Raw genomic sequence first — 26646 nt, 5'->3', positions numbered from 1 at the left:
CGGCGGGCCGGGTCAGGACTGTTGGCGGGTCAGGGTTTCCAGCAGGTAGACGAAGGACTCGTAACCGCCGCCGGTGGCGCGCTCGAGGCCGATTTCGCAGGTTCGGTTGTTGCACAGGTACGCGTCGAATCGTCGATCGCCGAGTTCGGTGACCTCGTCGCGGGTGGCGGAGTCGGTCAGTTCCGGGTGCAGGAAGCCGCGATCGTCGGCGAAGCCGCAGCAGGTCGCGGTGTCGGGCACGACGACCTCGTGCGCGAGCGCCGCGGCGAGATCGGTCAGCGCGCCGTCGATCTTCAGGTGCCGGGTGGAGCACGTGGGGTGCACCGCGACGCGATTCAGCTTCTCCCGCAACGTCAGTGCGGGCAGCAGCCGGTCCCGGGCCCAGACGGTGGCATCCATGACGGTCATCGCGTTTCGCCGCCGCAGATTCTCGGGGGTGAGATATCCGGTGACCTCGTCGAGCAGGCCGAGGGTGCAGGAGGCGGCGTCGACGACGACGGGCAGGCGGCCGGAATCGGACCATTCCCAGAGATTCTCGACGATCTTGTTGGCCATGTAGGTGTTGCCGCCTACGTATCCCTTGGAGTGCCACACGGTGGCACAACAGTTTCCGGCCACATCGTGGGGGATCTAGACCGGCAGACCCGCGCGGGCCGAGACGGCGACCAGTGCTTCGGGCAGGCTCGGGCCCGGCTCGCCGCCGGTGGCGCGGCCGAAGATCCGGTTGATGCAGGCGGGAAAGTAGACTGCGACCGCGGTGGCCCGGTCCGTCTGCGGCAGTGCTGCTTTCGCAGCAGGCGGCATCTGCGGCAGCCATGCGGGCAGCAACTCGGTGCTGATCACCCGGCGCAGCAGACCGGTGATCGCCGTCGTCACCCGGGACCCGGCGAGATGCCCGAGTCGCACGGCGGTGCGCGCGATGCGTTCCACGAGCGCCCAGCGTCGGGCGAACAGTAGCGCGATCTTTTCCGTTCGCGAGCTGTGCTCGCTGTGCCGATACGTCTTCATCAGCGTGCCGGTGTCGATGTCGACCGGGCAGGCGATGGCGCAACTGCCGTCGCCCGCACAGGTTTCCACGGCCTCGTACTCGTACTCATCGAGCAGGGCACGCCGGATCGGCGTATCACCACCCTGGCGAATCATCTCCCGGCGCAGCACGATTCGCTGCCGTGGCGTGACGGTGAGATGGCGGCTCGGGCAGACGTGCTCGCAGAAGCCGCATTCGATGCAGTGCTCGACGGTGTCCTCCGCATGCGGCATCGACTGCAGGTTCTTCAGATGCAACTGGGGGTCGCGGGTGAGCACCACATCCGGGGCGAGCAGACCGCCTGGATCGAATGCCGCCTTGATCCGCCACATCAGATCGGTGGCCCGCGGACCCCATTCGATGGGCAGGAAGGGAGCGATCTTGCGGCCGGTGGCGTGCTCGGCCTTCAGCGAGCCGTCGTATTTGCCGATGATGAGATCGACGAGGTCGTCCATGAACGCGGCGTATTCCGCGGTGCCGGCGGCGCTGCCGAAATCGACCATCGGGCAGAAGTGCAGATTGCCCGCGGAGGCGTGCCCCTGTACCGATGGGTGGTAGCCGTGCTTGGCCAGCAGGTCGTTCACATCGGCGACGGCCTCCGCGACCCGGTTGGGCGGGACGCACACGTCCTCGCTGATCATGTTGTGGCCGACCGGCCGCTGCAAACCGAGCAATCCGCCAAGACCTTCGCGAATCTCCCAGCACCCGTTCATCTCCGCTTTGTCGCGGGTGAATCGGCCCGGCTCGGTGAGCGGGCAATCGGCCAGCACCGCTTCCAGTGCCGGTAATGCCGCCGCCAGGGCGGCCGAATCGGCGGCGCGGACCTCCACCAGCAGCGCCGCGGCCTTGTCCGAGACCTCGGACCACGCCGGTTTCCCCTCCGGCAGAACGGAAATCGAGCGCAGCGTCTCGCCGTCGAGCAATTCCGCCACTTGTGCGCCCGCCGCCATGAATTTCGGCACCGTCGTCGCCGCGTCGTCCACGGTGTCGAACATCAGCCAGGCGGCGGCGCGCTCGGGAAGCAGCGGCACGGTGTCGAAAACCGCCTCGGCGACGAATCCGAGGGTGCCCTACGAACACACCAGCAGCCGAGTCAGGATCCCCGCCGGTGTGTCGGCGACCAGAAAGGCGTCGAGGCGATACCCGTTGGTGTTCTTGATCGAGAACTTGTGGCGGATCCGCGCCGACAGGGTGCCGTCGGCCCGGATCTCGTCCTTGATGCGCGACAACTCCGCGACCAGCTCCGGCGCGGCGGCCGCCAGCCGCTCGTCGGCATCGGGCGCGCCGGTGTCGACGATGGTTCCCGACGGCAGGACCACGGTGGCGGAACGCAGTGTGACGGCGGCGGTCTGGGTCACCCCGGCGGCGAAACCGGAGGAATTGTCGGCGATGACGCCGCCCACCGTGCAGGCTGCCGAGCTGGCCGGATCCGGTCCCAGACGGGTGCCGTGCCGTGCCAGTATCGCGTTGGCCATCCCGACCGTGGTACCGGGTCGCACCCGTAACCGCCTGCCGTCGTCCTCGACCGTCGCTCCCGTCCAGCCCGCGCGGACGTCGACCAGGATGTCGTCGCTGAGCGCCTGACCGTTCGCGCTGGTCCCCGCGGCCCGGAAGGTGACGGTATGCCCGGTGCGTCTCGCATAGTCGAGTACCGCCGCCACTTCCTCGGGGCTCCGCGGGTTCACCACCACCTGAGGCACCAATCGATATGGGCTGAAATCGCTGGCGTATCGCACCAGATCCAGCGCACGCGTATGAACCTTCGCCGCGCCCAGCAATGCCTCCAGGTCGTTCTTCAACGCGGTGGGAGTGCCGCCCGCGAGCCGATCCGGAACAGCGTCCGGGTAATCGCCGCGGGGCTGCTGGATCGGCGCCGGACTCGTCATACGCGGTTGAAACAGGCTCACCATCAGCACCTTTCCCTATCGCGACGGGCGGAACTTCCGTCTTCGAGCATCCTGCTGGCAACCTTCATCGCGCCAATGCGTATTCGCGCGGTGGCCATGCCCGGAAGGCATTGCTCCGGTGGGGGACCGGATTCACTAGGCGTCGGAGACGAATTGCGCGGTGACCTTGTCGACGAGGTCGATGAAGGCCTGGGTGGCCGGGTTGACCGGCCGGTCGGCGGGCAGGGTGATGCCGAGGCGGTATTCGGGCAGATCGAGGGTCACCGGGAGCGGTGCGAGATAGGTGTCGGTGGCTGGGATGACGGTTCTGGGGAGCAGGGCGATCATGTCGGTCTGGTGTAGCAACTGGTAGATGACGAGGAACGAGCTGGTCTCCACCAGATTCTGCGGCCAGGGAATGCCGTCGCGGGCGAACAGGTCCTCGAGCTCGCGGCGGACGGCCACGCCGCGGCCGGGCAATACCCAGGGGTAGTCGATCAGATCGCGGAGCCCGAGGTCCCGGGCGTCGGCCATCGGATGGTCGGCGCGCGCCACGAGTTGGCAAGGGGTGCCGCGCATTATGTCGCGGGTGGTGGTCTGCTCGGTGGGCGGCAGCACGCGCGCCACCATGACATCGATGTGGCCCGCCTCGAGTTCGACCTGCAGCTGCGCGGGCGGCCCTTCGCGGACGGTGATCGTCACCCTCGGATGGTTGGTCTTGAGCAGGGCGATGGTGTCGGCGAGCCAGCCCATCGTGCCGCCGATGTGGGTTCCGACGATGACGCTGCCGCGTTCGGCGTCGGCCAGTTCGGCGACGTGGCGTCCGGCCTGGGCGAGCTGGGTGATGACCGCGCGGGCGTGCGCGGTGAAGGCGTCGCCGAAGATGGTCGGGGTGACTCCGCGCGGGCCGCGTTCGTAGAGTTCGGCGCCGAGGATCTGTTCCAGCTCGTGCAGGCAGCGGGTGGCGACGGGCTGGGTGATGTGGAGTTCGGCCGCCGCGCCGACCACGCTGCCCTGGCGGTTCAGGGCGTCGACGAGCAGCAGATGGCGGAGTTTGAGCCGCCCGTCGAGGAGACATGGGACGTCCACGGGCTGAGTCTAACCGCCAAGTATGGATGCCATGAGGTTGCTGTGGAGATATTCAGCGGGTTCGAAGCCTTTTGAGATGATTGCTGGATCCGATGCACTCAGGCGAACATGCCGCTGGGTGCGGCATCGATCTCGGCCTGGATCAAGTGGGGACCCGGGGTGGTGAAGCAGCGTCGCAGGGCAGCGGTGAAGGCGTCCGCGTCGGAGACGCTTTCACCGGGCACACCGTAACCCGCGGCGACCGATACGAAATCGATATCGGGCAGGGTGAGCCCGGGCAGGTCGGGCGTCTTCAGGAACGAGCCGAAATCCACCAGCACCTGGTAGGTGCCGTTGCGGATGATGACGAAGGTGATGTCGAGGTGGTGTTGGGCGGCCGTCCACAGTCCGGTGATGCTGTAGTTGGCCGCCCCGTCCCCGATCAGGGCGATGACCGGACGGTCCGGTTGGGCGAGGGCGACGCCGATGGCGGCCGGGAGACCGTATCCGAGTCCGCTGGCCGCGGCGTAGAAGTAGCTGTTGGGCCGGTCGATCGGGATGGTGTCCCACCAGGCTCCCATCGAGGGGGCCTCGGACGCCCAGGCCGCCTCGGCGGGCCGCTCCCGGGCGAGGATCCGCGCGATCCGGTCTTCGTCGAAGCCCGCGCTGTCGGTGCCGTCGTGGGAAACCCGTTGGGGCAGTGGCCGATCGGTGGTCACCAATCCGGCGAGGCGGGCGAGCGCGTCGGCGGGGTCGCCGATGATGGCATCACCCATCGGGGCACGGGCGGCCTGGTCGGGGTCGGCCGTCACCAGGGTCAATGTGGTGCGCGGAGGCAGGTAGCCGCCCGGCGTCCAGGCGTGGTAGGGCAGGGCGGGGCCGCCGATCCAGGCGATGAGATCGAAGGGGGCGAGTTGTTCGCGGACCTGCTCGACGGTCTTGCCGAGAGTGCCGCGATAGCAGGGATGGTCGGTCGGGAACGAGATCCGGTGATATTCGTCGCTGCCGAATATCACCGGCAGCCCGGCCTTTTCGGCCAGCGCGACCGCGTCGTCCCAGCCGCGGCGGGCATCGACGTCGGGGCCGAGTACCAGCACGGGATGATGGGCGGCGTCCAGACGGCGCGCCAGTTCGGCCAGGGCGATATCGGAAGCCTGTGGGTGCCCGGCGATTTGGCGATCCACGAGGAAGTGCTGGTTGACGGCGTCTGCGGGTTCGCTCCAATCCGACAGCGGCACAGAGACATAGACCGGGCCCGTGGGTGCGGTGGTGGCACAGGCGATGGCACGCGCCATGACCGCGGGCACCGACTGGGGAGACGGCGCCTCGAAACTCCATTTGACCAGTGGCCGGGGCAAAGTGGTGGCATCCCGGTTGGTGAGCATGCCCTCCATGGTGAGCAGCGGGCGCGCCTGCTGCCCGCTCATGATGACCAGCGGGGTGCCCGCCGCGGCGGAATTGACCAGATTCCCCATGGCCTGCCCCACCCCGGACGCCGAATGCAGGCTGACCAGTACCGGTTTGCCGCTCGCCTGCGCGTATCCGTCGGCCATGGCGAGTCCCGCGCCCTCGTGGATCGCGAGGATGTATCGGAAGTCCTCCGGGAAGTTCTGGAGAAACGGCAGCTCGTTGGAACCGGGATTACCGAAGAACGTCGTCATGCCGTGCGCCCGCAGTACCTCGTGGGTGGCCCGGCGCACGGTCCGATTCAGCGGTGTCATCCGCGCTCACTCTCTCCCGAGTTCGGTGGGCCTATTTCACCTCGAAGGTCTGCAGATCGGCGGCGACGGTGGTGTCCCGGGTGTAACCACCGGAACGGATCCGTGACACCCATTCCGATTCGGGGGTCCCCGGAACGTAGTGGCTGATCACCAACCGCTGCGCGTCCGCGGCCTGCGCGACCTCGCCGACCTCGCGTGCCGAGGTGTGGGATCGCTGCATGTAGTCCGCGGGCATCGTGCCGGGCGTCGCGGATGCCTCCGGATGCGCCGGGATATCGAAGATCGCCTCGTGCACCAGCAGGTCGGTGCCATGTGCGAGCGTGATGAGGTTGTCGCTCTTGACGGTATCGCCCGAGAAGGTCACCGACTTGCCGCCGTCGAGGTCGAAGCGGAACGCGAACGCCGGGAAGACGTCGTCATGGCGCACCAGCGTGGCGCTCACCTTGACCCGGTCGTCCGCCATGACCGGAAACGGGCTCATAGTCGGCGAGGTGTTGTTCCAATCCGCCCCCACCGGCGGCAGCTCGATATCGTGCACGGCCATGAGACTATTCGGGTCCGCCAGCCAGGCATCGCGGGCGAAGATGTTCATGCTGTAGGCGTAGGCCTCGGTGAGTTTGTTTGTGAGAGTGACGGTTCCGGGTGTGGGATCGGATGGTGCCACCACGGGCGCGCTGCCGCCGCCCTCCCTGTGCGGCAGCCCGCCCGCCGAACCCGGGCCGTACGCCGGCACCGGGCGGAATCCGGGTGCGTCGGGTTGGAGCAGCCACCCGCCCAGCAGGAAGTAGTTGTAGTAATCCGCGATGTGATCGGCGTGCAAGTGGGTCAGGAAGATGCCCGCCAGATCTCCGAATGCCAGTCCCGCCTTGGCGAATTGCGTCACCGAGGACCGGCTGCAGTCGATGACGTACACCTTGCCGTCCACGACCAGGGCCGAGGAGATACCGACACTCTTGGCGCTGGGTGGCGGTCCTGCTTCGGTGCCGAGCGTGTTCAGGTGCACGCCGGTCTTCGGGACCGAGGAGGACGCGGCCGAACCGCTTGCCGCGTCCTTGCCCTTGGTCGAATCGCAGGCGGTCAGTCCGAGAAACGCCGCGGCGGCCAGCCCGGACGCTAGCATCGATCGCCGACCGAAAGTGTTGTCCAGGCACATGAGGCGACTCCTCTGCCGAGTGGAGGGTGGTCTAGGAGTCGGCGCCCGGCAGCGTGAACGACCAGTCGCCGCCGACCGCCGACCGCTGTCCGTTCGGCCAATCGACCGCGGCCGCGGCCGAACCGTTGGGGCGCAGGCAGGCCGGACCGCCGGACTCGGTCCCGGTGACCCCGGCCGAGGTGACGCCGATGGCACCGGTGCAGCCGTCGATATCACCGGCGACGCTCAACGCACCCGGGGTGCCACCGGAATTACTCGTGCCCCAGGCGATTTCCACGGAATTGCCGGGCGGCGTCGCGGCCGAGGCGGCGCCGCACAGCGCGACGGGAACGATGACGGCGGCGACAACGGCCGTAGCCGCGGAGGTCTTCTTGATCAGCGACATGACGGATCCTTTCTCGAAGGGCCAATGATCCAAATGGGGATCTACATGCAAGAATCGGCCCGCCTGGAAACGCCGACAAATACCTATACACGCCAATCGCTATGCCGTACCCGCATATCCCGCCCGCAGTGGCTCGGATCGACCGTCCGCTCAGTGCGATTGAATGACGCCATTGCACAACGTGTCGGTGCCGCTGCCGGTGAGCCATGTCCCGGTGATCGTGAATGGAATATCCCCCGCCGGGAGGTCGTCACCGAGGTAGATATCGGTGACGGTCCAAACCCCGGTGGTGTTCACCGACTGCTGGATGTTCAGCGTCGGCGCGTAGAACATCACGGGATAATAGATATTGTCGGTGGCGATATTGAGCGTCGTCGGCTGCCCGTGCTCGGCTTCCAACACCGTGGTGTCACACGTCCCGATATTCGTGATCCGCATGCGCAGCGTCTGCAGTTCCTGGGAGTGGGCCGAAGGCGCGCCGAGACCCAACAGGCAGAACGTGGCAAGCACGGATCCGGATCGGCGGAGCAAGCCTGTGCGCATGATCGTCCTCTTCTCTCGGTGGTCGAGGATTCGCGGAGCGTCGAGCCAGGAACTATTGTGCAGGCTACCGCTCCTCTGTGCGCCTTCGATTAGCGCATTCCGCGGTTGTGCACGGCCAATGCTGATTCGCGTGACTCCTATGCCGATATCGCATACCGGTCGAATCGGCCCCGGGTGTTCGTTGGCATCGACGGGGACGAGGAATACGATGTCAGCGCTCGCGCGTGGTTCGCCGCTCCATTCGACATCGCAATCGATTTGAGAGAGAAGGTGCTCGCCATGGTGGTTTCCCGATCTCGGACGGCTTCCTTCGCCGCGGTCGCCGCACTGGTGGTCGCCGTGCTGGCGGGGTATGGCGCGAAGGCCGCGACGGCTCAGCCGGTGTCCGGCGGATTCCATCGTTATGTGGCGCTGGGGGATTCGGCGGCCGCGGTGGGGTCGCTCGGCCTGTTGGAGTTCGACGCCTCACCCCTGTGCGGCCGGTCGTCGGACAACTATCCCTCGGATGTGGCGCGGGGCCTCGGGGTGGGCGAATTCGTTTATGTCACTTGCAGTTTCGCCACCACGGACGCCATGTGGAATCCGCAGACCGCGCCGTTGATGTGGATGCCGCCGCAGTTCGACGCGCTGACTCCGGACACCGATCTGGTGACGATCACCATCGGCTTCAACGACATCGGCTTCGACAACCCCTTCCCGAGCACCCTTGCGGTGGCGGCGGCGAAGATCGGGGCCGTGCTGGACGGGATCCATCAGCGCTCGCCGCGGGCGACGGTGGTGGTGAGCGGCTACATGCCCGCCACACCGCCGACCGGCCCCGGCTGCTGGGGATTTCCGGCGGGCGGCGGTGTCGCGCTCAACGCGATGTTGCGGTCCGTCGCCGCGGATCATTCGGCGTTGTTCGCCGACCCGGGCGGTGTGACCGGCCACGATATGTGCCAGCCGCCCGGCCTCCAGTGGGTCAACCCGCCCTATGTCTCGGTTCCACTGCACCCCAACGCGATCGGGCAATCGTATGTCGCCTCACTGATCATGGATGCGGTTCGAGGCTGAGCGCTCACGAGGGTGCGCGGGCTATGCCGGTTCAGTATGCCCCGCCCCGGGATAGGCATTTGTCGACCATCCGTTCGGCCCCGATAGTTGCTGGTAGATCCGATCCCCGAACCCGAAGGAGGGCCCGCATGATCATCGATGTCCACACCCACATGATGAGCGAGAAATGGCTCGACCTACTGGTTGCCAAGAGCGGGACCTACAGCCTCGGCGATTTTCCGGGTGACAATCGCGCGATCTACAAGGCTTCGACGGCATTCGTGGTCCTTACACCCCAGATGTTCGACTATGACGCGCGTATCGCCGACATGGACGCGGCGGGGGTCGATCTGGCCCTGGTCTCCTTGACGTGCCCGAGCGCCTATTGGGGTGGCGAAGAGGTCAGCACCCAGGCGGCCCGCCTGATCAACGACGACATGGCCGCACAGCATCGAGCCCGACCGGATCGCATCGGATTTCTCGCGACACTGCCGTGGCAGTATCCGGCGCGCGCGGTCGAGGAACTCGAGAGGGCCTGTGCGCTCGGCGCGGCCGGTGTCATGGTGCTGGCCAATATCGAAGGAGTTTCGCTCACCGACAAGCTCTTCGCCCCGATCTGGCAGGTCATCGATGAGCGGGAGCTGCCGGTGCTGGTCCATCCCACGACCCCGCCCGGCGTGGCGGACATGGACATCGACAGATTCAACCTGGTGTTCAGCGTCGGCTTCCCCTTCGACACCACGCTCGCGGTGGCGAGGATGATCTACGACGGTTTCCTTGATCGATACTCGAAGCTGACGATAATCGGCAGTCATGCGGGCGGTACCCTGCCCTACCTCATGGGGAGACTCGACGCGGCCAGCCGCTACTACAAGGCGGCCCGGCTCGTCACCTCCGAGCTCCCGAGCACCTATGCCCGCCGCGTCTACGCCGACGCCATCGCCTATGGGCCCGAACAACTCCGGCTCGCGGCGGAGGTCTTCGGCACGGACCACCTCCTGTTCGGCAGCGACTACCCGCACCTGTCGGGATCGATGAAAGGCAACCTCGACCTGATCGACACCCTCCGCCCCGCGGAGGGTGTCGCGATCAAGGGCGAGAACGCCGCCCGGCTGTTCCGCCTCGCCCCCGCACTGCCCGCAGCCGCCTCGTGAGTGAGACGGCCGCGGGCAGTGGTGGTCGCCGGTTGACCCTTAACCGCTGGGGCCCGATCGGCGGCGATGGGTTTCTGTCAGCGCACCCGGCGTAGTCCTCCGGCGCGCAGTGCCTCGATGCTCGGGTAGCCGTCGACGGCCATGAGCAGGTCGGCCTCGGCCAGCATGGAGCGGAGCAGCTGCACGACGCCGTCCTCGCCGCCGACGGCGAGGGCGTAGGCGTAGGGGCGGCCGACGGCGACGGCGGTGGCGCCGAGGGCCAGGGCTTTGACGATGTCGGTGCCGCTGCGGATGCCGGAGTCGAAGATGACCGGCAGGTCGCCGGAGGCTTCGACGACGTCGGCGAGGACCTCGAGGTTGGGCACGCCGCCATTGGCTTGGCGGCCGCCGTGATTGGAGCAGTAGATGCCATTGACGCCCATGTCGATGGCGCGCTTGACGTCCTCGGGATGGCTGACGCCCTTGACCAGGATGGGCAGGTCGGTGGCCTCGCGCATCCACTTCAGGTCCGCCCAGTCCACCGGAGTGGCGAACTGGTTGGCCCATTCGGCGGTGGCGGCCTCGATATCGTCCTCGGGTTTCTTGTCGAGCAGCTTCAGGAAGTTCTCGTCGGTGAAGTAGTTGGACAGGCAGTAGCCGCGCAGCTGCGGGAAGTTGGCGATCTGCAGGTCGCGCGGACGCCAGCCCAGCACCCAGGTGTCCATGGTGACGATGATGGCCTCGTAGCCCGCCTGCTCGGCGCGGCGGATGAAGCTCAGCGCCAGGTCGCGGTTCTTGGGCGCGTACAGCGAGAAGTACTTCGGGGTGTCGCCGCAGGCGACCGCCAGGTCCTCCATCGGATCGATGGACAGTGTGGACTGGATGGTCGGCACGCCGGTGCGCGCGGAGGCCCGGCAGACGGCGAGGTCGCCGCGGAAGTCCTGGGAGCAGATGCCGATCACGCCAATCGGGGCGGTCATGAGCGGGGAGGGCAGCCGGCGGCCGAGGAATTCGATGGACATGTCGCGTTCGGTGCTGGTGTTGCCCATGCGGGGGACCAGGCCGTAGTTCTGGAACGCCTCGACATTGCCGCGCTGGGTGTTCTCGTCGCCGCAGCCGCCCGCGACATAGGACAGCACCCACGACGGAAGCGCTTCCCGCGCTTTGCGTTCCAGGCTGGGGAAGTCGAAGGGCTGTTTGGGCAGGCGTCCGCGGTTGCCGCCGCGGTAGATCTCGAACTGGTAGTCGCCGTAGCGGCTCAGCAGCTTTTCGGTCATTGTGAGGCTCCTGAAATATGGAGAAATGGTTTGTTGGTCTTTTGGTCTTACCAAAGGATGCACAAACCAACTTACTCTCCGTGGCACTAGGCTTGTCAAGGTGACCGAGAGTGAGCCGACCGACACCGCGGCCCTGTTCCAGCCCATCCGCAAGCAGCGCGCCTTCGAGGTGGTGCTGGAACAACTGGAGGATCTCATCGTCGAGGGCCGCATCCGCCCGGGCGATCGACTGCCGAACGAACGTCAGCTCAGCGAGACCCTCAACGTCAGCCGCCCTTCGCTGCGCGAGGCGCTGCGCGTGCTCGAGGCCATGGACATCATCACGGTCCGCACCGGCGTCGGGGCCGCGGGCGGTTCCATGATCAGCGACCGACCCGGCCGCATGGTGTCCCGCCTATTGCGCTTGTACCTGGCACTGGGCCACTTCTCGGTGCGCGACGTCATGCAGACCCGGTACGCGCTCGAGACCTTCGCCGTGCGTGGAGCGGCATTGCACCGCACCCCCGAACAGCTCGCCGCGCTGCACGAACTGATCGATGCGATGGAAGCCGCCGCCGACGACCAGGAGCACTACACCGAACTCGACGCCCGCTTCCATGTGGCTCTGGCCGGAGCGGCGGGCAATTCGCTGCTGACCTACCTCATGGAGGGACTGCAGGAGGTCTTCGTCCGCCAGATGGCGACGGCGGTCGCGAGTCCGGGCGATTGGCCCACGGTGTTCACGCGATCCTGCGAACACCATCGGGCCATCCTCGCCGCGATCGAAGCGGGCGACCCGGACGCGGCCGAGGCCGCACTGCGCCGGAATCTGGACATCTACCGCGACGAATCGGATTCAGCCGAATCGGCCGAAACTCCCGGTGATATGACGCCGCAGTAGCTCCACTGCCGCGGCTACCTGACCGGTCCCGACCAGCTCGGCCAGCTCGCGGTGCTCCTCCGCGTCCCGCACCGGGTCGTAGGAATTCAAGGCCGCGGCGACCAGGCGCAGCATGCGCTCGGACAATCCGCGGTACATGTCGGTGACGACCGAGTTGCCCGCCGCGGCGACGAGGGTGCGATGGAAGTCCAGGATCGCCTGCATACGGGCGTTGCCGGTGGCTGAACCGGCGGCGTCCGCCTTGGCCGTGAGTTCCTTCCCGAGTTCGGCGAGTTCGGCGTCGCCGCGATGCGCGACCGCGCGCAGGGCGAATTCCTCGATCGTGGTCCGCGCCTGGCTCAGTTCCCGTGCCTCGGTCAGGCTCACCGGCACGACCAGCGCCCCGCGCTTGGGGTAGAGCCTGAGGAACGATTCCGCCTGCAGGCGCAGGAACGCCTCCCGAACGGGTGTGCGTGAGATCCCCAGTTCCTGTGCCACCTGCCCTTCCGATAACAGCTCGCCATCGGCGAAGGTGCCGTCGAGCAGGCGTTCCTTGGTCCATTCGTAGGCGCGATCCACGGCGACTGTCATGCATCTATCTTGCATGAGAGGCGAGTAATAGGATGTATTTATCTTAGATATAAGATAGATGCAACTAGCGCCTGAGGAGGAAGAAACCTATGGATGCCATTGCGTCCGCCCCGGACATCGCGCGGGGACCAGCCGCAAGCGGCGGCCGGAAATTCGCCGCTGCGGTGGTCGACGTGCTGATCCTCGTCTCGGTGTGGTTCGTGCTGTCGGCGATCGCGCTCGGCGAGGCCGCGGAGTCCGCCACCCGATTGTGGAAGGACTCGCACGGACTACAGCAGATCCAGGTGGTGTGGCCCGGAGGAATGGTCTGGACCGGGCTCGTCACCATCGTCGTCGCGATCGTCTACTTCCTGGGACTGCGCGGCCGCACCCTCGGCCGTCTCGCCGCGGGCATCACCCCGGACGGCCTGATTCGCATCGATTCGGAAGAGGACTGAACCCATGGAATCCCTTGTCCTGGCGCTGATGGTCGCCACCTTCTTCCTCTGCGTCTCCCGCCCCACCATGCGTGTGCTGACCGGAATGGGCCTGCTCACCCTGGCGACGGTGCTGATCACCTTCCTGGTGCACTCGCACACCCTGTTCACCCCGCTGCGCTTCTGAGGAGCACCGACATGGCAATCACCGATATGGCACAAGCAGTTTCGCCGCGGTCGGCCGCGGCGACCGACCGGGGACCCGCGTGGGGTCGCTGGATCGGGATCGTCTTTCCCCACGTCTATGTGCTCGGCATGTGCGGCGTCCTGTTCGGCGGCTACTTCATGCAGTTCGGCCTGCACGAGTACCCGTGCCCGCTGTGCATGATGGAGCGCGTCGGCATGATGCTGTCGGCACTGGGGCCGATGTGGATCCTGTTGCGCGCCCGGGCATTCGGTCGCATCACCGGCTCCGACTTCGCCACCGGCTACGGGTTCTCCGTGGTGGCGAGTCTGCTCGCATCCATGATCTCGGTCCGGCACGTGCTGCTGCACGTCAACGATCTGGGCATGGGCGGCATTGTGCTCGGGCTGCACACCTACACCTGGGCGTGGATCACCTTCATGCTCGCCACCCTCGTCTCGGGCCTGATGCTGTTGTGCTCCAAGTACTTCGTGCCCGGCGAGGTGCGTTTCGGCGGTTGGTCCCGCGCCACGCTGTGGATCTTCGGGGCCTTCCTGGTGACCAACTTGATCTGCATGGTCTTCGAGCAGGGACTGCACCCGCTGCTGCCGCACCGGCCGGACTCCTACGAACTGTGGCAGCTGTTCTTCGGCTGATCCGGACCACACCGCCCAACCCACCGGCACCGCGGCCGGGCTCGGCAGAGCCCGGCCGCGCCATTTCCGAAACACCCACGACAGGAGCAGAACTCGTGCACAGGCTGATCACTGACCTCCCACCCGCGCGCACCGCCCGCGGCGCGGTGGCCTTGACCGTCGGGCTGATGACGAGCCTGCTCCTCGGCGGCCCGGGAGCCGCGCTGCCTGTGGTCGGCGGGCTGTGCACGATCAACGCCGACTGCGACGAACCCGCGCCGCGCCGACTGCCCCGGCTGCTGGCCACGATGGCGGGCGGCGCGGGCGGGGTCATGGTCGGCGCACTCGTGCACCGCCCCGGTCCCTGGCAGGTGCTGGCCCTCACCCTCGCCGGACTGGCCGCCGGGCTGATCGGAACGCACGGACCGTCGGGGCTGCTGTGCGGGCTCAAACTGCAGATCCTCACCACCATCGGAATCTCGCTGCGCGGGACGGTTCCGCTGTGGCAGGCGGCCGGGCTCTACCTGCTCGGCACCTTGCCGATGCTCGCGCTCGTCATGGTCGAACTGGTGTGGGCGAGCGACGAATCCGCCCCGGCGCGAACCTGGCGTCCCGATCCGCTGCGCGCGCTGCGGCTGGGACTGTGCATGGGATCGGCCTCGCTGGTGGCGGTGCTGATCCATCCGGAGCACTCCTGGTGGCTGCCGGTGACCGTGTGCCTGGTCTTCCGGGTCAACGAGGACCGGATCGGATACCGGGTCGCGCACCGGTTCGCGGGCACGATCCTCGGCCTGCTCCTGACCTGGGCGCTACTCGAATTCGTCTCCTACGGTTGGACTCTCGTCGTGGTGGCGGCCGTGATCGGCGCACTGCTGCCGGGCTGGACCGATCAGGCCTACCTGCTGCACACCATGCTTGTGACGGTGATCGTGCTGGCGCTGGCGGGACCGGGTGGCGGGGGCCTGCTCGGCGCTCGCCTGCTCGACACCGCCATCGCCTGCGTCATCGTCGTGATCTTCTGGTATCTGCTGTGGCCGCCCGGCGGCCGCGCCCGGCGGCGCCGGACATTGCTCGAGCCTCTCGCCGAGCCGGTTGTGCTGCCCGCCGCCGCGGAGAAGGGCTAGCCCGCGCCATCTCTGCCCCGGAAATCCCAGCGCACCAGGCGGTCCCGGAGCTGGAACGGCTCGGCATTCGACGCGCCCGTTTCGTTCGCGAGCACGCCGACGTCGGCTGGGGCTCACTCGTAGGCGTAGTCGTCGAGGGGGAAGCGGCCGCGGTTGCGGACGGCGGTGTTGGCGCCGAAGCGGACCAGGGAGGGATCGCCGTGCGGGTCGAAGTAGTAGCTGCGGGAGGATGAACAGTCGGCGAGGGTGAACACGGCGTCACCGGTGAGGCGGGTCATGCGCTCGAGGTAGCGGTCATTGGCCGACTCGGTGATCTCGAAGACCTGCGCGCCACGGGCATTCATCTCGCCGAAGAGCCGCGCCATGTGCGCCATCTGCTCCTCGATGGTGAAGAAGTAGGACAGCACGTTGAACGAGTACGGGTTGGCCAGGCCGAGGAAGTTCGGGAAGTGCGGCAGCGTCAAGCCTTCGTAGGCTTGGAAGCGGTTGTCCCGCAACCACTTTCCGAGGTTGCGGCCCTCGCGCCCGATGATCTCGATGGCGGGGAAGTTGGTGTCCCACAGGTTGAAGCCGGTGGCCAGGACCAGGGTGTCGATCTCGGTCTTGCGGCCGTCGGCGGTGACGATGCCGTCGAGTTCGATCCGGGCGATGCCGGTCGTCTCCAGGTGCACGTTCGGCCGGTTGAAGGTCCGGAAGTAGTGGTTGGAGAAAGTGGGGCGCTTGCACCCGAATTCGTATCGCGGCGTGAGCGATTCGCGTATCTGCGGGTCTCGCACCTGAGCGCGCAGGTGGGTGCGGGCGATGGTGGTGGCGGTCTTGTTCAGGAACGAGAATCGCCGGTAGTGCAGGGCGGCCGCGATGAGCAGTTCCAGCATCGCCGTATTCGCCAGGTGCGCTTTGCGCTGTGTCGCGGGTACCCGTGCGAACAGTTTCTGCGCCGCGCGCGGCATGGCGAAGTCGAGCTTGGGCACCACCCAGATCGGCGTGCGCTGATAGACCGTGAGTTCGCTTGCGGTGCAGGCGAGTTCGGGAACCAGCTGCACGGAGGTCGCGCCGGTGCCGATGACGCCGATGCGCCGTCCGGCCGGATCATAGGAGTCGTCCCAGTTCGCGGTGTGAATGACGGTGCCCGTGAACGAGTCCACGCCCTCGATATCGGGCGTGCGGGGCTGGGACAGGTAGCCGGTCGCGGTGATCAGGTATCGCGCGGTGATCGGGTCGCCGTGCGCGGGCGTCACGATCCACTGCCGGTTGTCCTCATCCCAGCGTGCGCTCTCGACCGGCGTGCCGAATCGCATGCGGCGGCGCAGGTCGTACTTCTCCGCGATGTGGTCGGCGTACTGCTTGATCTCCGCGCCCGGTGCGAACAGCCGCGACCAGTACGGATTCGGCTCGAAGGAGAACGAGTACGTGACCGAGGCGATGTCCACGGCCAGGCCCGGATACCGGTTCACGTGCCAGGTGCCGCCCAGGTCCTGCTCGCGGTCGAGGATGACGAAATCCTCGATCACCATGCGCTGTAACTGGATCGCGGCCCCCATACCGCCGAATCCGGCTCCGACGATCACCACGTCGTGCTGCGGTGCCATAGTGTTCACTCCCTTCTGTGACTGATGGCGGGTTCAGCGCCGTGCCGTGGCGTACGCGTCGAGATCGAACTCGCGCGTGAGGCGATGGAAGGTATAGGTGAACCCCGGCCAGATCGTGGGATTGTTGCCATGCTTGTCCAGATACCAGCTGGCACAGCCGCCGGTGTTCCACACGCTGTCCGCCAGCCGAGCCTGCACCCGGGCATTGAATTCGTCCTGCGCGTCCTGCCTGACCTCGAGCGTGCGCAGGCTGTGCCCGCGCATGATCCGGATGGCCCCGACGGCGTAGTCGATCTGCGATTCGATCATGAAGATCTGAGAGGTGTTGCCGGTGCCCGTGTTCGGGCCGTACAGGAAGAACGCGTTGGGAAAGTTCGCGATGGTGGTGCCCTTGTAAGCCTGCATGCCTGACTTGTCGAAGACCTCGGCCAGACTGCGCCGTCCCGGCCTCGGATCAGGTCGAAGACGGGGGAGTCGACGACCTGGAAGCCGGTCGCCACCACCAGCGCGTCGACCTCGCGGATCGTGCGGTCCGCGGTGATCACCGCGTTCGACAGAATCTCCGCGATCGGCTCGGTCACCACCTCCACGTTGTCCCGGGCCAGCGCCGGATAGTAGTTGTTGGACAGCAGGATCCGCTCGCAGCCCAGCCGGAACTTCGGCCGCAGCTTGGTCCGCAGCCCGGGATCGCGAATCTCCCAGTGCAGCTTGGCCTTCGCCAGCAGCTCGAGCGGGCGCACCCAGGCCGATCCGCGCGTCAGGGCGAACGCCAAATACTCTCGCGCGGTGTAGATTCTGGCGCGGACGAGCGCCCGATACCCCGGCACGAGCCGGAAAGCCGCCTGCTCCAGCCGGGTATAGGGCCGGTCGGCGCGCGGCAGCACCCACGCCGCGGTCCGCTGGTAGACGTCCAGGCGCCCGACCGTGCCCGCGATGGCGGGAATGATCTGGATGGCAGAGGCCCCGGTGCCGATCACGGCCACCCGCTTGCCGGTGAGATCCACGTCGTGGTTCCAGCGCGAGGAGTGGAAGACCTCTCCTGCGAAGGTCTCGATGCCCGGGATCTCGGGCATCGACGGCTCGACCAGCACCCCGAACGCGCCGATGAGCACATCGGCGGTGAATTCCCCGTGGGTGGAATCGATCTCCCACCGCGCGTCGGTGTCGTTCCAGCGCGCGGCGTTGACCGTGCACCCGAATATCGTCTTGGCGATCACCCCGTATCGGTCGGCCACGTCATGGAGGTACCGGTGGATCTCCGGTTGCGGTGAGAACGACCGCGACCACGACGGATTCGGGGCGAACGAATACGAGTACAGGTGCGACGGCACGTCGCAGGCCGCGCCCGGATAGTGGTTGTCGCGCCAGGTGCCGCCGACCGCGGTGCCGCGCTCGAACACTAGATAGTCGCGGTAGCCGTGTAATTCGAGCTTGGCGGCCGCGCCGATCCCACTGAATCCGGCACCGAGGATCGCGATGCCGACGTGACGCGGCGTGGGGGAATCAGAGGGCATCGGAAGACTCCTGAGCGGTGTAGCGAATGGGTTCGGCGGGAACGACGCCTGGCTTGGGTGCGATGAGGCTCATGGCGCGCTCGGCCATGGCGGTGATGGTCAGGCTGGGATTGAGCCCGACATTGGCGGGCACGGCCGCGCCGTCGCACACCAGCAGGCCGCGATAGCCGAACACCTCGTGCCGAGTGTCCACTACACCGGTGTCGGCGGACTCGCCGATGACCGCGCCCCCGAGAATATGCGCGGTGGTCGGGATGGCGAAGATCGCTTCGGGGGCAGCGGCTTTCACCACGCCGCCGATCTTCTCGGCGATCCACTTCGTGGCGTCGTATCCGGCTTGGATCGTGGTCGGGATCGGGTGGTCGGGATCCTGCTCGGTGGTGAGTACCGGATGACCGGTCGGCAGTCGGAACCGCACCCGCAGCGAGATGGCGTTGTCCTGGGATTGCATGGTGGTCAACAGCATCTAGCGCCGCGACGCCTTGCTGATCCGGCTGGCCCGCGCGAAGCGCAGCGGATGGCGCAGCACGTTCAGCAGGAACCACAGCGGCCGGGTGCGTTTGCCGCCGGTCGGGGTGGCCAGTGTGGTCGCCAGCGACATGATGTCGCCATTGCCGCCGTAGGTGACCGGTTGAATATGGGTATCGGGACTGGGGTGCGCGCCGGAGGTCAGCGCCAGTCCCCGCGAGAAATCGCGCGCGTCGTCCGGGGCGGTGATCCCGAGAATGGTCTCGCTATTGGTGCGCACCAGCTCGCCGAGCCGATCCGAGATACCGGGCAGCGACCCGGACATCTTGCAGCGCAACAGAAGTCGATTGGTGCCCAGCGCCCCGGCCGCCACCACCACGCCTCGCGCGGTCACCGTCCGCCGGTCTCGCCGCAGCCAGCGGCCGGTGCGCACGGAGGTCACCGCGTACCCGTCGGACCCGTCGGCGGCCCCGAGCGGCCGGATGTCGGTCACGCTGCGCTCCGGCAGAATTCGCGCCCCACGCCGTTCGGCGAACCACAGATAGTTCTTGACCAGGGTGTTCTTGGCATTGTGGGGACAGCCGAGCAGGCACCCTCCGCAGCGGATGCAGCCGGTGCGCTCGGGCCCCTCGCCTCTGAAATACGGGTCGGGAACCGTCTTTCCGGGTTCACCCAGGAAGACGCCGACCCGGCTGCGCGCATAGGTGTCGCCGAACCCGTGCGCCTCGGCGTACTCCTTGACCAGCGTGTCCGCGTCACCGTCCGCGTCATAGGTGACAACGCCGAGCATCTTCTCGGCGGTCTCGAAATGCGGCGCCAGTTCGGCATCCCAATCACCGAGGTGCGCCCACTGCTTGCTCCGCGCGAACTCCGGCCGCGCGCGGTAGAGGGTGTTGGCGTATCCCAGCGACCCGCCGCCGACCCCCGCGCCCGCGACGATCAGCACATCCTTGAACAGGGTGGCGCGGAAGAAGCCCTTCATGCCCAGCGACGGGAAGAAGAAGTACCGCCGCGCGCTGAGCGCATTGGGCGGGAACTCGTCATCGGCGAAGCGGCGACCCGCCTCCAGCACCCCGACGCGGAAACCCTTCTCGCTCAACCGCAAGGCCGAAACGCGGCCGCCGAACCCGGAGCCGATGACCAGCCAGTCGTAGTCGAACGACCCCGCCGCGGCATCGGATTGCGGCGAGATACTTCCATGGGCCATCGAGCGACTCCCTTGTCGGCGCTAGCTGAACGTTACGCTAGCTGAACGTTATTAGGATAGTATTGCTATTCGAATAGTGTTGCAATGCCAAATTTGGCCGACGGGAGTGCCGCGTGATCGGCGCTCTCCTCCCGCGGTCTCAGTCGCCGTCGGGTTCGGTGTGCGCGAGTTGGGTGCTCCACAGGCGCAGGGTGCGGGCCATCAGTTCCGCGGAGAGCGGTTCGTCGATGGTGCCCGCCGCGCGCATGCCCGCCAGGCCGGAGCTGGTGGCGAGGATGGCGAGCACGGCCTCGTCGGCCTGCTCGATGGTGTTGGTGCGAGCCATGTTCTGCTGCATGGCCACCGTCATGAGTGCCCGGAGGGTGTCGATCTGCGAGGTGGCGGCCGCGCGCTGCTCGGGATTGTTGCGCACCGCCAGCGCGTATTCGGCGGCCAGGACGGTCAATTCGGTATCCGCGGCCAGGGTCTTCCACCAGCGCATGAACGAGGCGATCTTGTCTTCGAGGTCCTCGCCGGAGCTGCCGACCTGGGTGACCAGATTCGTGAACAAGCGGGCGTAGCGGCGTTGCAGGACCTCGTAGCAGAGGTTCTCCTTGCTGCTGAAGTTGGCGTAGATGGCGCCCTGGGTGCGGCCCGCCGCGGCGGCGATCTTGGCCACCGTGGTCTCGTGGTAGCCCTTGTCCAGGAACAGTTCCTCGGCCGCGTCCAGTACGTCCTCGCGCGTCTGCTGTTGAGCTTCGGCGCGGCTGACCGGCTTTCGCCCAGCCCGCATCTCCAACCTCGATTCCCTCGTCGTCCCCTGCTCTATACCAGACGCGTCCCCCGAGTTCTGAGAGTCTTTGGTGAGTATATTGCACCGCTATTTTAATAACGCTACTATCCGAAACGCCGAGATCTTGTGCGGCAGCTCACTCGACAATGAGGTGGAGGATCCGAAGATGGCTGTTCCGGCTGCGGAATCGACCCGTTCCGGCCGCTCGGTCGTTGTCGCCGAACTGCCGCGCCGCGCCAGCCTGCGACTGCGCCTGGCGCACCGGCTCTCCTTCGCCGTCCTGCGCACCGTGTTCGATCTGTTCGCCGCCGTCGACCGGCGCGGACTGGTGAGTGCGGCGGTGCTCCAGCGCATGCTCGGGTTGTTCGACCCGTTCATGATCTTCCTGCGCCCGCGCCGGGGCACCCGGCGGCGGCGAGTCGCGTTCGAGAACTTCCGCGCCGAATGGCTCTGGGACGATGCTGTCGGCGACCCGGAGGCAATGGCGGATCCCGCGGCGATCCTGTTCTTCCACGGCGGCGGCTTCGTCACCTGCGGCCTCAACACTCACCGCCGGTTGGCGGCGCGCATCGCGCGGGTCAGCGGACTGCCCCTATTCAGCGTCGACTACCGACAGGTTCCCCGCGCCCGCATCGCCGAGACGGTGCAGGACGCGCTGGAGTCCTACCGGTTCCTGCTGAACCGGGGCTTCCCGGGGCATCGCGTCATCCTCGCCGGTGATTCGGCCGGGGGCGGTCTGGCGTTCACACTGGCGTTGGCCATCCGCGATGCCGGATTGCCGATGCCTGCCGCCGTCTCCACGATGGCACCGTGGGCCGACTACCACTCGACCCGCCGCTTCGAGCACCCCAACGATCGCACCGATGCCTACCTGTCGGCAGCGGTATTTGGCCGTGCCGTCGAAGTGGGGGATGGCCGTCGACGGCCGGGTGGACCCCGCGTGGTCGCCGGTCCATCACGACTTCACCGGCCTGCCACCTGTGCTCATTCAGGTCGGCTCCACCGAGGTTTTGCTTGACGATGCCGAACAACTGGCCGCCCGCTGCGCCGAGGCGGGCGTGCCCTGCACGCTTCAGGTCTGGGACAACGCCATTCACGTCTTCCAGTCCGCCGCCGACTTCATCCCCGACGCCCGGCAGGCCGTCGAGGCGATGGCCGCCTTCCATCGGCGCGTGCTCGATGAGGGGTCTGCGGCTTCGGCTGCGGCCGTGCCGGACAAGGCGTCCGCATGAGCGGGGGTGGCCCGGGCGAAGGGGGCGGTCCGGAGACCGTCGCGCGTATCGCCGGTAAGAATCTGGCCGAGACCGCGGGCTCGACCCTGCGGACGCTCGGGCGCGTGGTGGATCTCGGTCTCGGCGTAGTGCGCGGCACCGTCTCCGATATCGCGCACCGCCGGTTCCAATGGCGCGAGATGCTGCACCAGGCTTGGTATCTCATCACCGTGACCGCGATTCCCTCGGTGCTCATGGCGATTCCGTTCGGTGTCGTCGTCTCGGTGCAGGTCGGCAATCTCATCCATCAACTGGGCGCGGACTCGCTGCTGGGCGCGGCGGGCGGGCTGGGAGTGATCCAGCAGGGCGCTCCGATCGCCACCGGGCTGCTGCTCGGCGGTGCGGGCGCGTCGGCCATCGCGGCGGATCTGGGCGCGCGGACCATTCGCGACGAGATAGACGCCATGCGCGTCATGGGCATCGATCCGGTGCACCGACTGGTGATTCCGCGTGTCACGGCCATGCTGCTGGTCGCGCCGCTGTTGAATATCCTGATCATCTTCGTCGGCATCGTCACCGGTTACGCGGTCGCCATCGGTGCGCAGAATGTGACGCCGGGCAGCTACTGGGCTACCTTCGGCTCCTTCGCCGTCCTCGGCGACGTGTGGATCTCACTGGCCAAGGCCATGCTGTTCGGATTCATCGTGGTGATCGTCGGCTGCCAGCGCGGGCTGGAGGCGGGCGGCGGGCCGCGCGGCGTGGCAGACGGCGTGAACGCCGCGGTGGTGCTGTCGGTGGCCTCGATCATCCTGGTCAATCTGGCGATCACCCAGGTGGTCACCATGTTCATGCCGATGCGGGTGGCGTGATGGCGGCTCCCTATATTCCCAAGGGCCTGCGCTGGGCTTACAGCGGTGCGCGGCATCGGAGCCGGATCTTCCTCGGCATCGATTCGCTCGGCTTCCTGCTGGGTTTTGTGTGGCAGGCGCTGTCGGCGATTCCCTTGACGCTGCGGCGGTACCGGGGCGAGACGTTGCGCACCATCACCGATATGACCTGGGGCCGTGGCTCGTTGATCGTCGGCGGCGGCACCGTGCCCATGCTGGTGGTGCTGGGCATCGCCATGGGCGCGGGCACCGGCATCCAGTCCTTCGCCGCGCTGGACCTGATCGGCATGGGCCCGGTCACCGGCGTGGTGTCGGCGTTCGCCAATACCCGCGAGCTCGCGCCGATCGCCGCGGCGGTCGGGTTCGCGGCGCAGGCGGGCTGCCGGATGACGGCGGAGATCGGGTCCATGCGCATCTCCGAGGAGATCGACGCCATGGAATCGCTTGGTCTGCGGTCGGTTCCGTTCGTGGTGACCACCCGGGTCATCGGCGGGGCCATCGCCATCGTGCCGACCTACCTCATCGCCCTGATCCTGAGCTATCTGGCGTGCGCGGGCGTGGTGGTGGCGCTGCACGGTCAGGCCGGGGGCGTGTACGACCACTACTTCTTCCAGTTCACCAGCGGATACGACGTGCTCGCGTCGGTGGTCAAGATCCTGGTCTTCGCTGTCGCGGTCATCCTGATCCACTGCTACTACGGATTTTTCGCCACCGGCGGCCCGGAGGGCGTGGGCATCGCGTCGGGGCGGGCGGTGCGCGCCAGCTTCGTGGCTATCGTCGGGCTGGACATGGTCCTGACCCTGCTGCTATGGGGCGTCAATTCCTCGATCGAATTCCCGGGGTGAGCGCGGTGCCCAATTACGGACTTCCGGGTGTGGCGATGCGGCCGCGCCACGCGCGCGTCGCGGGACTGATCGCGATCGTCGCCGTCGTCGCGATCGTCGCCGTCTGGTCGATGGGACGCGGCGGCGACACGTCGGCGCTGCGAATCCAATTGCGCGCCATGCGAATCGGTGAGGGCGTGGTGGAGGGCACCTCGGTGAGGCTGGACGGTGTGACGGTCGGCCGCGTGGACCGGGTGGGGCCCGCCGACGGCGACCGGGTGCTGCTGACACTGGATCTGAATCCATCGCTGGCCACCGGCCTGACCGACGCTCTCACCGTCGACTACGCGCCGGAGAATCTCTTCGGTATCAGCACCGTCGCCCTGCACCGGGCCCCGGGCGGCACTGCGCTGCACAACGGGTCGGTGCTCGACCTCGGCGACAGGGTGAACGACGTGACCATGGGCGCGCTGCTGCGGCAACTCACCCAGACCTCCAATGAGGTGTTCACCCCGGAGCTGACCACGATGCTGAACCAGTTCGGCGACAACCTGCGGGCCTTCACCCCGCTGCTGCAGACGATGGTGAGCATGAGCCGCACGATCGCAGATACCCAGCGCTACGCGCCGTCGTATCTGATCGACCAGTACGCGTCGGTGTTCAACGGCGTCGGCGCGTTCAGCTCCGCCACCTTCAAACTGCTGGACGCGGTGCTCAATATCGAAGTCTTCCAACATGACCGGGCCCAATACGACTACGCGCTGACGGTCCTCAACGACCAGGCGTTCCCGCTCATCGGCGCGGTCGGTGCCGCGGCCCGCACCCATTTCCTCGGCTATACCGACATGCTGACCCCGCTGGTGGCCGCCATCGCCGCCACCGTGCCGGACCCGGCGACCTCCCGGGCTCAGGTGACCGAGCTGATCGACCGGCTGAACCGCGTCTTCTCCGACACTCCCGACGGTCCGGCGGTGAATCTGGCGGTGACGCTGCGCGGCGTCCCGGGCATCGCGGTGCCGCTGCTCGGGCAGCAGACCCTGGCCGCCCTCGGCGCGCCGAGGGCCGGGAGGTGCGCGATGAAGCGCAAGACGACCCTGGGCGTGTCCTGGCGGCTGGCTGTGTTCGCCGCGGCCATGATCGCGCTGCTGGTGGTCATCGCCGCGGCCATCACGCGGCCCATCGGCGGCGAAACCGCTGTCTATCGCGCGGAATTCACCGATGTCAGCGGTCTGAAGACCGGTGACGGGGTGTGCATGTTCGGCGTGGAGGTCGGCAAGGTCACCGCGATCACGCTGCACGGCACCACGCCGACTGTCACCTTCACCGTGCGGCGGGACCGGCCGGTCTATCGCGGCAGCGTGCCCGCCATCCGGTATCAGTCGCTGACCGGGCAGCGGTATGTCGATGTGCGCCAACCCGATCAGGCGGGCGAGAAGCTGCCGGCGGGCGCGACCATCGACGCCGATCACACCATTCCGTCCTTCGACATCACGCAGCTGTTCAACGGTCTGCAGCCGGTGCTGTCGGAGTTCTCGCCGGGCGCGCTCAATCAGTTCGCCGAGAGCGTGCTGGCCGTCATCGAGGGCGACGGCTCCGGAATCGGGCCCGCGCTCGACGCTTTCGAGCAGATGAGCCGCTACGTCACCGATCGGCAGACGGTGGTGTCGGCCGTCATCGCGAACATGCAGGCCATCTCCACTCAGATCGGCGGGAAGTCACCGTATCTGATCACGCTGCTGCGCGGCATGGCCGACGTGTTCACCGCCTTCCGCGACAAGCTCGCCGGCCTGATCGACTTCGCCGCCGTCGCGCCCTCGGCGCTGGGGCCGCTCAACAGCCTGATGCGGACCCTCGGCTTCACCGAAGGCGCGAACCCGGATCTCGAGCGCGACCTGAATCTGCTGTTCCCCGAACCGAATCAGCTCGCCGACGTGCTCGGGCGCCTGCCGGGACTGTTGCAGGCGCTGGCCAAGGCGCAGGGTGCCGGACAGACGAATCTCACCTGCTCCAAGGGCCAGGCCGCGGTGCCGGCGCCCCTCGCCGTCTTGATCGCCGGGCAAAGGATTTCGGTATGCCAGAAGTGACCCCGGAATCGACATGGCGCAAGGCCGTTCATGAGTACTTCGCGGCGATGGCCGGTCGTGCCGCACACGTCGACCGGCACGAGGCCGCCGCATCGCGGCGGCAGCTGCGGCTCGGCCTGCTGGGCGTGGCCTCGGCGGTGGTGGTGCTGGCCGCCGTGGGCATCGTGTACGCGCTGCCGATCGGCAAGGACACCTTCACCGCGGAACTCAGCGAGGCGCAGTCGATCAAGGCGGGGGATCAGGTGCGGGTGTCGGGGGTGACCGTCGGGTCGGTGACATCGCTGGAGCTGGGCGAGGACCGGGTCCGCATGACCTTCACCGTCGACCACGACGTATTCCTCGGCGACCAGATCAGCATGGAGATCCGCATGCTCACCGTGGTCGGCGGACACTACCTGGCGCTCTTCCCTGCGGGGGACAAACCGCTGGGCGACAAGACCATTCCCGCCGAGCGCGTGCGGCTGCCCTACAGCCTGATCCGCACGATGCAGGCCGCCGCCGCGCCGGTCGCCCAGGTCGACGCCGATGTGCTGCGCCGCAATATCGCCGCCCTGCAGCAGTCGCTGTCGGAGAATCCGGATGCGCTGCGCCGCATCGGCACCGCCATGGAGACCTGGGTCGGCACCCTCAACCGGCAGAACAGCGAGATCTCGCAGGCGCTGACCGTGATGGACGAATACCTGACCACCATCAACGAGAACAAGTCGCTGCTGGGCACTTTCGTGCGTCAGGTCGGCCTGCTGGAAACCGAGGGCCTGAACAAGAAGGCCGAGATCACCGCGGCGATGGAGATCGCCGGCGAGCTGCTGTCGCGCATCGCGGCCATCGAACCCTCGTATCGTACGGTGCTCGAACCGCTGGCGGTCAAGATCCAAGAGGCCGTGCCGCCCATGGAGGAACTCGGCCGCCGCCTCGACGCGGCGCTGAACGCCATGGGCGATATCCGTGACCGACTACAGCACGCGATCGGCCCGGACGGCCCGGCGGTCGATCATTCCGCCACCACCCTGACCGGCACGGACGTGTGCGTTCCGGTCCCGGGACGGGGGTGCTGAG

Annotated in this window: 29 protein-coding genes; 13 read left to right on the top strand and 16 right to left on the bottom strand. The window is 67.3% G+C overall.

The annotated features are described in order from the left end of the window. Positions 1-12: 12 nt before the first annotated feature. From NC4_RS41705 to NC4_RS19940, 8 genes are all read right to left on the bottom strand, one after another. Positions 13-594, bottom strand: a complete 582-nt coding sequence (locus NC4_RS41705) for a heterodisulfide reductase-related iron-sulfur binding cluster (RefSeq protein WP_218021235.1) — start codon at positions 592-594, stop codon at positions 13-15. Positions 595-630: 36 nt separating this feature from the next. Then, positions 631-2058 (bottom strand): FAD-linked oxidase C-terminal domain-containing protein, encoded by a 1428-nt coding sequence (locus NC4_RS41700; protein WP_218021234.1) that lies wholly within the window; start codon positions 2056-2058, stop codon positions 631-633. Between the two features lie 39 nt (positions 2059-2097). After that, complete coding sequence (locus NC4_RS41695) at positions 2098-2937, bottom strand: FAD-binding oxidoreductase (protein ID WP_218021233.1); 840 nt, start codon at positions 2935-2937, stop codon at positions 2098-2100. A gap of 132 nt (positions 2938-3069) precedes the next feature. After that, a complete protein-coding gene (locus NC4_RS19960; protein WP_067540559.1) occupies positions 3070-4002 on the bottom strand; it encodes a LysR substrate-binding domain-containing protein in 933 nt (310 codons plus the stop codon). A 98-nt stretch (positions 4003-4100) separates the two neighbouring features. Continuing rightward, positions 4101-5702, bottom strand: a complete 1602-nt coding sequence (gene mdlC, locus NC4_RS19955) for a benzoylformate decarboxylase (RefSeq protein ID WP_067540555.1) — start codon at positions 5700-5702, stop codon at positions 4101-4103. Between the two features lie 31 nt (positions 5703-5733). After that, positions 5734-6822 (bottom strand): MBL fold metallo-hydrolase, encoded by a 1089-nt coding sequence (locus tag NC4_RS19950; RefSeq protein ID WP_157554931.1) that lies wholly within the window; start codon positions 6820-6822, stop codon positions 5734-5736. A 64-nt stretch (positions 6823-6886) separates the two neighbouring features. Then, positions 6887-7240, bottom strand: a complete 354-nt coding sequence (locus NC4_RS19945) for a hypothetical protein (RefSeq protein WP_067540547.1) — start codon at positions 7238-7240, stop codon at positions 6887-6889. 150 nt (positions 7241-7390) lie between these two features. Then, a complete protein-coding gene (locus NC4_RS19940; protein WP_067540545.1) occupies positions 7391-7783 on the bottom strand; it encodes a hypothetical protein in 393 nt (130 codons plus the stop codon). 279 nt (positions 7784-8062) lie between these two features. On the opposite strand from NC4_RS19940, the gene NC4_RS19935 reads away from it, so the two are divergent. Both NC4_RS19935 and NC4_RS19930 read left to right on the top strand, forming a co-directional pair. Continuing rightward, positions 8063-8836 carry an SGNH/GDSL hydrolase family protein gene (locus NC4_RS19935; RefSeq protein ID WP_157554928.1) on the top strand — a complete coding sequence of 258 codons (774 nt, stop codon included), beginning with the start codon at positions 8063-8065 and terminating at the stop codon, positions 8834-8836. Positions 8837-8964: 128 nt separating this feature from the next. Beyond that, on the top strand, positions 8965-9969 hold the full coding sequence (locus NC4_RS19930) for an amidohydrolase family protein (protein WP_067540542.1): 1005 nt from the start codon (positions 8965-8967) through the stop codon (positions 9967-9969). Between the two features lie 77 nt (positions 9970-10046). On the opposite strand, the gene NC4_RS19925 is transcribed toward NC4_RS19930, so the two are convergent. Further along, positions 10047-11225 (bottom strand): alpha-hydroxy-acid oxidizing protein, encoded by a 1179-nt coding sequence (locus NC4_RS19925; RefSeq protein ID WP_067540539.1) that lies wholly within the window; start codon positions 11223-11225, stop codon positions 10047-10049. A 100-nt stretch (positions 11226-11325) separates the two neighbouring features. Between NC4_RS19925 and NC4_RS19920 the strand changes: the two genes are divergently transcribed. Next, a complete protein-coding gene (locus NC4_RS19920; protein WP_169814837.1) occupies positions 11326-12105 on the top strand; it encodes a FadR/GntR family transcriptional regulator in 780 nt (259 codons plus the stop codon). On the opposite strand, the gene NC4_RS19915 is transcribed toward NC4_RS19920, so the two are convergent. Beyond that, positions 12061-12675: a GntR family transcriptional regulator gene (locus NC4_RS19915; RefSeq protein ID WP_169814836.1), complete on the bottom strand. Its 615-nt coding sequence runs from the start codon at positions 12673-12675 to the stop codon at positions 12061-12063. The two genes, NC4_RS19920 and NC4_RS19915, sit on opposite strands and share 45 nt — an antisense overlap. Positions 12676-12764: 89 nt before the next feature. On the opposite strand from NC4_RS19915, the gene NC4_RS19910 reads away from it, so the two are divergent. The 4 genes from NC4_RS19910 (at position 12765) to NC4_RS19900 (ending at position 15034) form a co-directional block, all read left to right on the top strand. Beyond that, a complete protein-coding gene (locus NC4_RS19910; RefSeq protein ID WP_067540533.1) occupies positions 12765-13112 on the top strand; it encodes an RDD family protein in 348 nt (115 codons plus the stop codon). 4 nt (positions 13113-13116) lie between these two features. Then, positions 13117-13278 (top strand): hypothetical protein, encoded by a 162-nt coding sequence (locus tag NC4_RS40335; RefSeq protein ID WP_157554924.1) that lies wholly within the window; start codon positions 13117-13119, stop codon positions 13276-13278. 11 nt (positions 13279-13289) lie between these two features. Next, positions 13290-13931, top strand: a complete 642-nt coding sequence (locus NC4_RS19905) for a disulfide bond formation protein B (protein WP_084529435.1) — start codon at positions 13290-13292, stop codon at positions 13929-13931. Positions 13932-14026: 95 nt separating this feature from the next. Continuing rightward, a complete protein-coding gene (locus tag NC4_RS19900) occupies positions 14027-15034 on the top strand; it encodes an FUSC family protein (protein WP_067540530.1) in 1008 nt (335 codons plus the stop codon). Positions 15035-15147: 113 nt separating this feature from the next. Here the strand turns inward: NC4_RS19900 and NC4_RS19895 are convergent, their stop codons facing one another. From NC4_RS19895 to NC4_RS19880, 6 genes are all read right to left on the bottom strand, one after another. After that, positions 15148-16623 (bottom strand): flavin-containing monooxygenase, encoded by a 1476-nt coding sequence (locus NC4_RS19895; protein WP_067540527.1) that lies wholly within the window; start codon positions 16621-16623, stop codon positions 15148-15150. Positions 16624-16656: 33 nt separating this feature from the next. Beyond that, the gene (locus tag NC4_RS45150; protein ID WP_439957540.1) at positions 16657-16932 is read right to left on the bottom strand and encodes a hypothetical protein; all 276 of its coding nucleotides are present in this window, start codon (positions 16930-16932) and stop codon (positions 16657-16659) included. Beyond that, on the bottom strand, positions 16929-18137 hold the full coding sequence (locus tag NC4_RS19890; RefSeq protein ID WP_439957539.1) for a flavin-containing monooxygenase: 1209 nt from the start codon (positions 18135-18137) through the stop codon (positions 16929-16931). The genes NC4_RS45150 and NC4_RS19890 overlap by 4 nt, the downstream gene beginning before the upstream one ends. Next, on the bottom strand, positions 18127-18603 hold the full coding sequence (locus NC4_RS42885) for a GMC oxidoreductase (protein WP_245721807.1): 477 nt from the start codon (positions 18601-18603) through the stop codon (positions 18127-18129). Before NC4_RS42885 ends, NC4_RS19890 begins: the two co-directional genes overlap by 11 nt. Then, on the bottom strand, positions 18604-19812 hold the full coding sequence (locus NC4_RS19885) for a GMC family oxidoreductase N-terminal domain-containing protein (RefSeq protein ID WP_245721806.1): 1209 nt from the start codon (positions 19810-19812) through the stop codon (positions 18604-18606). Positions 19813-19951: 139 nt separating this feature from the next. After that, positions 19952-20584, bottom strand: coding sequence for a TetR/AcrR family transcriptional regulator (locus tag NC4_RS19880; protein WP_067540523.1), 633 nt, complete (start codon positions 20582-20584; stop codon positions 19952-19954). Between the two features lie 70 nt (positions 20585-20654). Between NC4_RS19880 and NC4_RS44020 the strand changes: the two genes are divergently transcribed. From NC4_RS44020 to NC4_RS19855, 6 genes are read left to right on the top strand one after another with little or no spacing between them, the layout of a single operon-like run. Continuing rightward, entirely contained in the window at positions 20655-21602 is a 948-nt protein-coding gene (locus tag NC4_RS44020) for an alpha/beta hydrolase (protein ID WP_281186335.1), read from the top strand. Beyond that, complete coding sequence (locus NC4_RS44015) at positions 21496-21816, top strand: alpha/beta hydrolase (RefSeq protein ID WP_281186334.1); 321 nt, start codon at positions 21496-21498, stop codon at positions 21814-21816. Before NC4_RS44020 ends, NC4_RS44015 begins: the two co-directional genes overlap by 107 nt. Further along, positions 21813-22664, top strand: coding sequence for an MlaE family ABC transporter permease (locus NC4_RS19870; protein ID WP_067540520.1), 852 nt, complete (start codon positions 21813-21815; stop codon positions 22662-22664). The genes NC4_RS44015 and NC4_RS19870 overlap by 4 nt, the downstream gene beginning before the upstream one ends. Further along, the gene (locus tag NC4_RS19865; RefSeq protein ID WP_067540516.1) at positions 22664-23527 is read left to right on the top strand and encodes an ABC transporter permease; all 864 of its coding nucleotides are present in this window, start codon (positions 22664-22666) and stop codon (positions 23525-23527) included. Before NC4_RS19870 ends, NC4_RS19865 begins: the two co-directional genes overlap by 1 nt. Next, complete coding sequence (locus NC4_RS40330) at positions 23491-25590, top strand: MlaD family protein (RefSeq protein ID WP_157554922.1); 2100 nt, start codon at positions 23491-23493, stop codon at positions 25588-25590. The genes NC4_RS19865 and NC4_RS40330 overlap by 37 nt, the downstream gene beginning before the upstream one ends. Continuing rightward, positions 25578-26645, top strand: coding sequence for an MlaD family protein (locus NC4_RS19855; protein ID WP_084529433.1), 1068 nt, complete (start codon positions 25578-25580; stop codon positions 26643-26645). Before NC4_RS40330 ends, NC4_RS19855 begins: the two co-directional genes overlap by 13 nt. Position 26646 lies beyond the last annotated feature (1 nt).

The organism is Nocardia crassostreae (genome assembly GCF_001613405.1).
Lineage (GTDB): Bacteria > Actinomycetota > Actinomycetes > Mycobacteriales > Mycobacteriaceae > Nocardia > Nocardia crassostreae.
Note: the sequence above shows the minus strand (reverse complement) of the source record. Positions and strands in the feature narration are given on the sequence as shown.

Coding starts and splice junctions, on each gene's coding strand:
- NC4_RS42885 (WP_245721807.1), bottom strand. CDS start 18,603: ATGCTGTTGACCACCATGCAATCCCAGGACAACGCCATCTCGCTGCGG.
- NC4_RS19925 (WP_067540539.1), bottom strand. CDS start 11,225: ATGACCGAAAAGCTGCTGAGCCGCTACGGCGACTACCAGTTCGAGATC.
- NC4_RS19855 (WP_084529433.1), top strand. CDS start 25,578: ATGCCAGAAGTGACCCCGGAATCGACATGGCGCAAGGCCGTTCATGAG.
- NC4_RS45150 (WP_439957540.1), bottom strand. CDS start 16,932: ATGATCGAATCGCAGATCGACTACGCCGTCGGGGCCATCCGGATCATG.
- NC4_RS19945 (WP_067540547.1), bottom strand. CDS start 7,240: ATGTCGCTGATCAAGAAGACCTCCGCGGCTACGGCCGTTGTCGCCGCC.
- NC4_RS19880 (WP_067540523.1), bottom strand. CDS start 20,584: ATGCGGGCTGGGCGAAAGCCGGTCAGCCGCGCCGAAGCTCAACAGCAG.
- NC4_RS19930 (WP_067540542.1), top strand. CDS start 8,965: ATGATCATCGATGTCCACACCCACATGATGAGCGAGAAATGGCTCGAC.
- NC4_RS19870 (WP_067540520.1), top strand. CDS start 21,813: ATGAGCGGGGGTGGCCCGGGCGAAGGGGGCGGTCCGGAGACCGTCGCG.
- NC4_RS40335 (WP_157554924.1), top strand. CDS start 13,117: ATGGAATCCCTTGTCCTGGCGCTGATGGTCGCCACCTTCTTCCTCTGC.
- NC4_RS19940 (WP_067540545.1), bottom strand. CDS start 7,783: ATGCGCACAGGCTTGCTCCGCCGATCCGGATCCGTGCTTGCCACGTTC.
- NC4_RS19895 (WP_067540527.1), bottom strand. CDS start 16,623: ATGGCACCGCAGCACGACGTGGTGATCGTCGGAGCCGGATTCGGCGGT.
- NC4_RS19905 (WP_084529435.1), top strand. CDS start 13,290: ATGGCAATCACCGATATGGCACAAGCAGTTTCGCCGCGGTCGGCCGCG.
- NC4_RS19910 (WP_067540533.1), top strand. CDS start 12,765: ATGGATGCCATTGCGTCCGCCCCGGACATCGCGCGGGGACCAGCCGCA.
- NC4_RS19890 (WP_439957539.1), bottom strand. CDS start 18,137: ATGCCCTCTGATTCCCCCACGCCGCGTCACGTCGGCATCGCGATCCTC.
- NC4_RS19885 (WP_245721806.1), bottom strand. CDS start 19,812: ATGGCCCATGGAAGTATCTCGCCGCAATCCGATGCCGCGGCGGGGTCG.
- NC4_RS19915 (WP_169814836.1), bottom strand. CDS start 12,675: ATGACAGTCGCCGTGGATCGCGCCTACGAATGGACCAAGGAACGCCTG.
- NC4_RS19865 (WP_067540516.1), top strand. CDS start 22,664: ATGGCGGCTCCCTATATTCCCAAGGGCCTGCGCTGGGCTTACAGCGGT.
- NC4_RS41695 (WP_218021233.1), bottom strand. CDS start 2,937: ATGGTGAGCCTGTTTCAACCGCGTATGACGAGTCCGGCGCCGATCCAG.
- NC4_RS19935 (WP_157554928.1), top strand. CDS start 8,063: ATGGTGGTTTCCCGATCTCGGACGGCTTCCTTCGCCGCGGTCGCCGCA.
- NC4_RS19950 (WP_157554931.1), bottom strand. CDS start 6,822: ATGCTAGCGTCCGGGCTGGCCGCCGCGGCGTTTCTCGGACTGACCGCC.
- mdlC (WP_067540555.1), bottom strand. CDS start 5,702: ATGACACCGCTGAATCGGACCGTGCGCCGGGCCACCCACGAGGTACTG.
- NC4_RS40330 (WP_157554922.1), top strand. CDS start 23,491: ATGGGGCGTCAATTCCTCGATCGAATTCCCGGGGTGAGCGCGGTGCCC.
- NC4_RS44015 (WP_281186334.1), top strand. CDS start 21,496: ATGGCCGTCGACGGCCGGGTGGACCCCGCGTGGTCGCCGGTCCATCAC.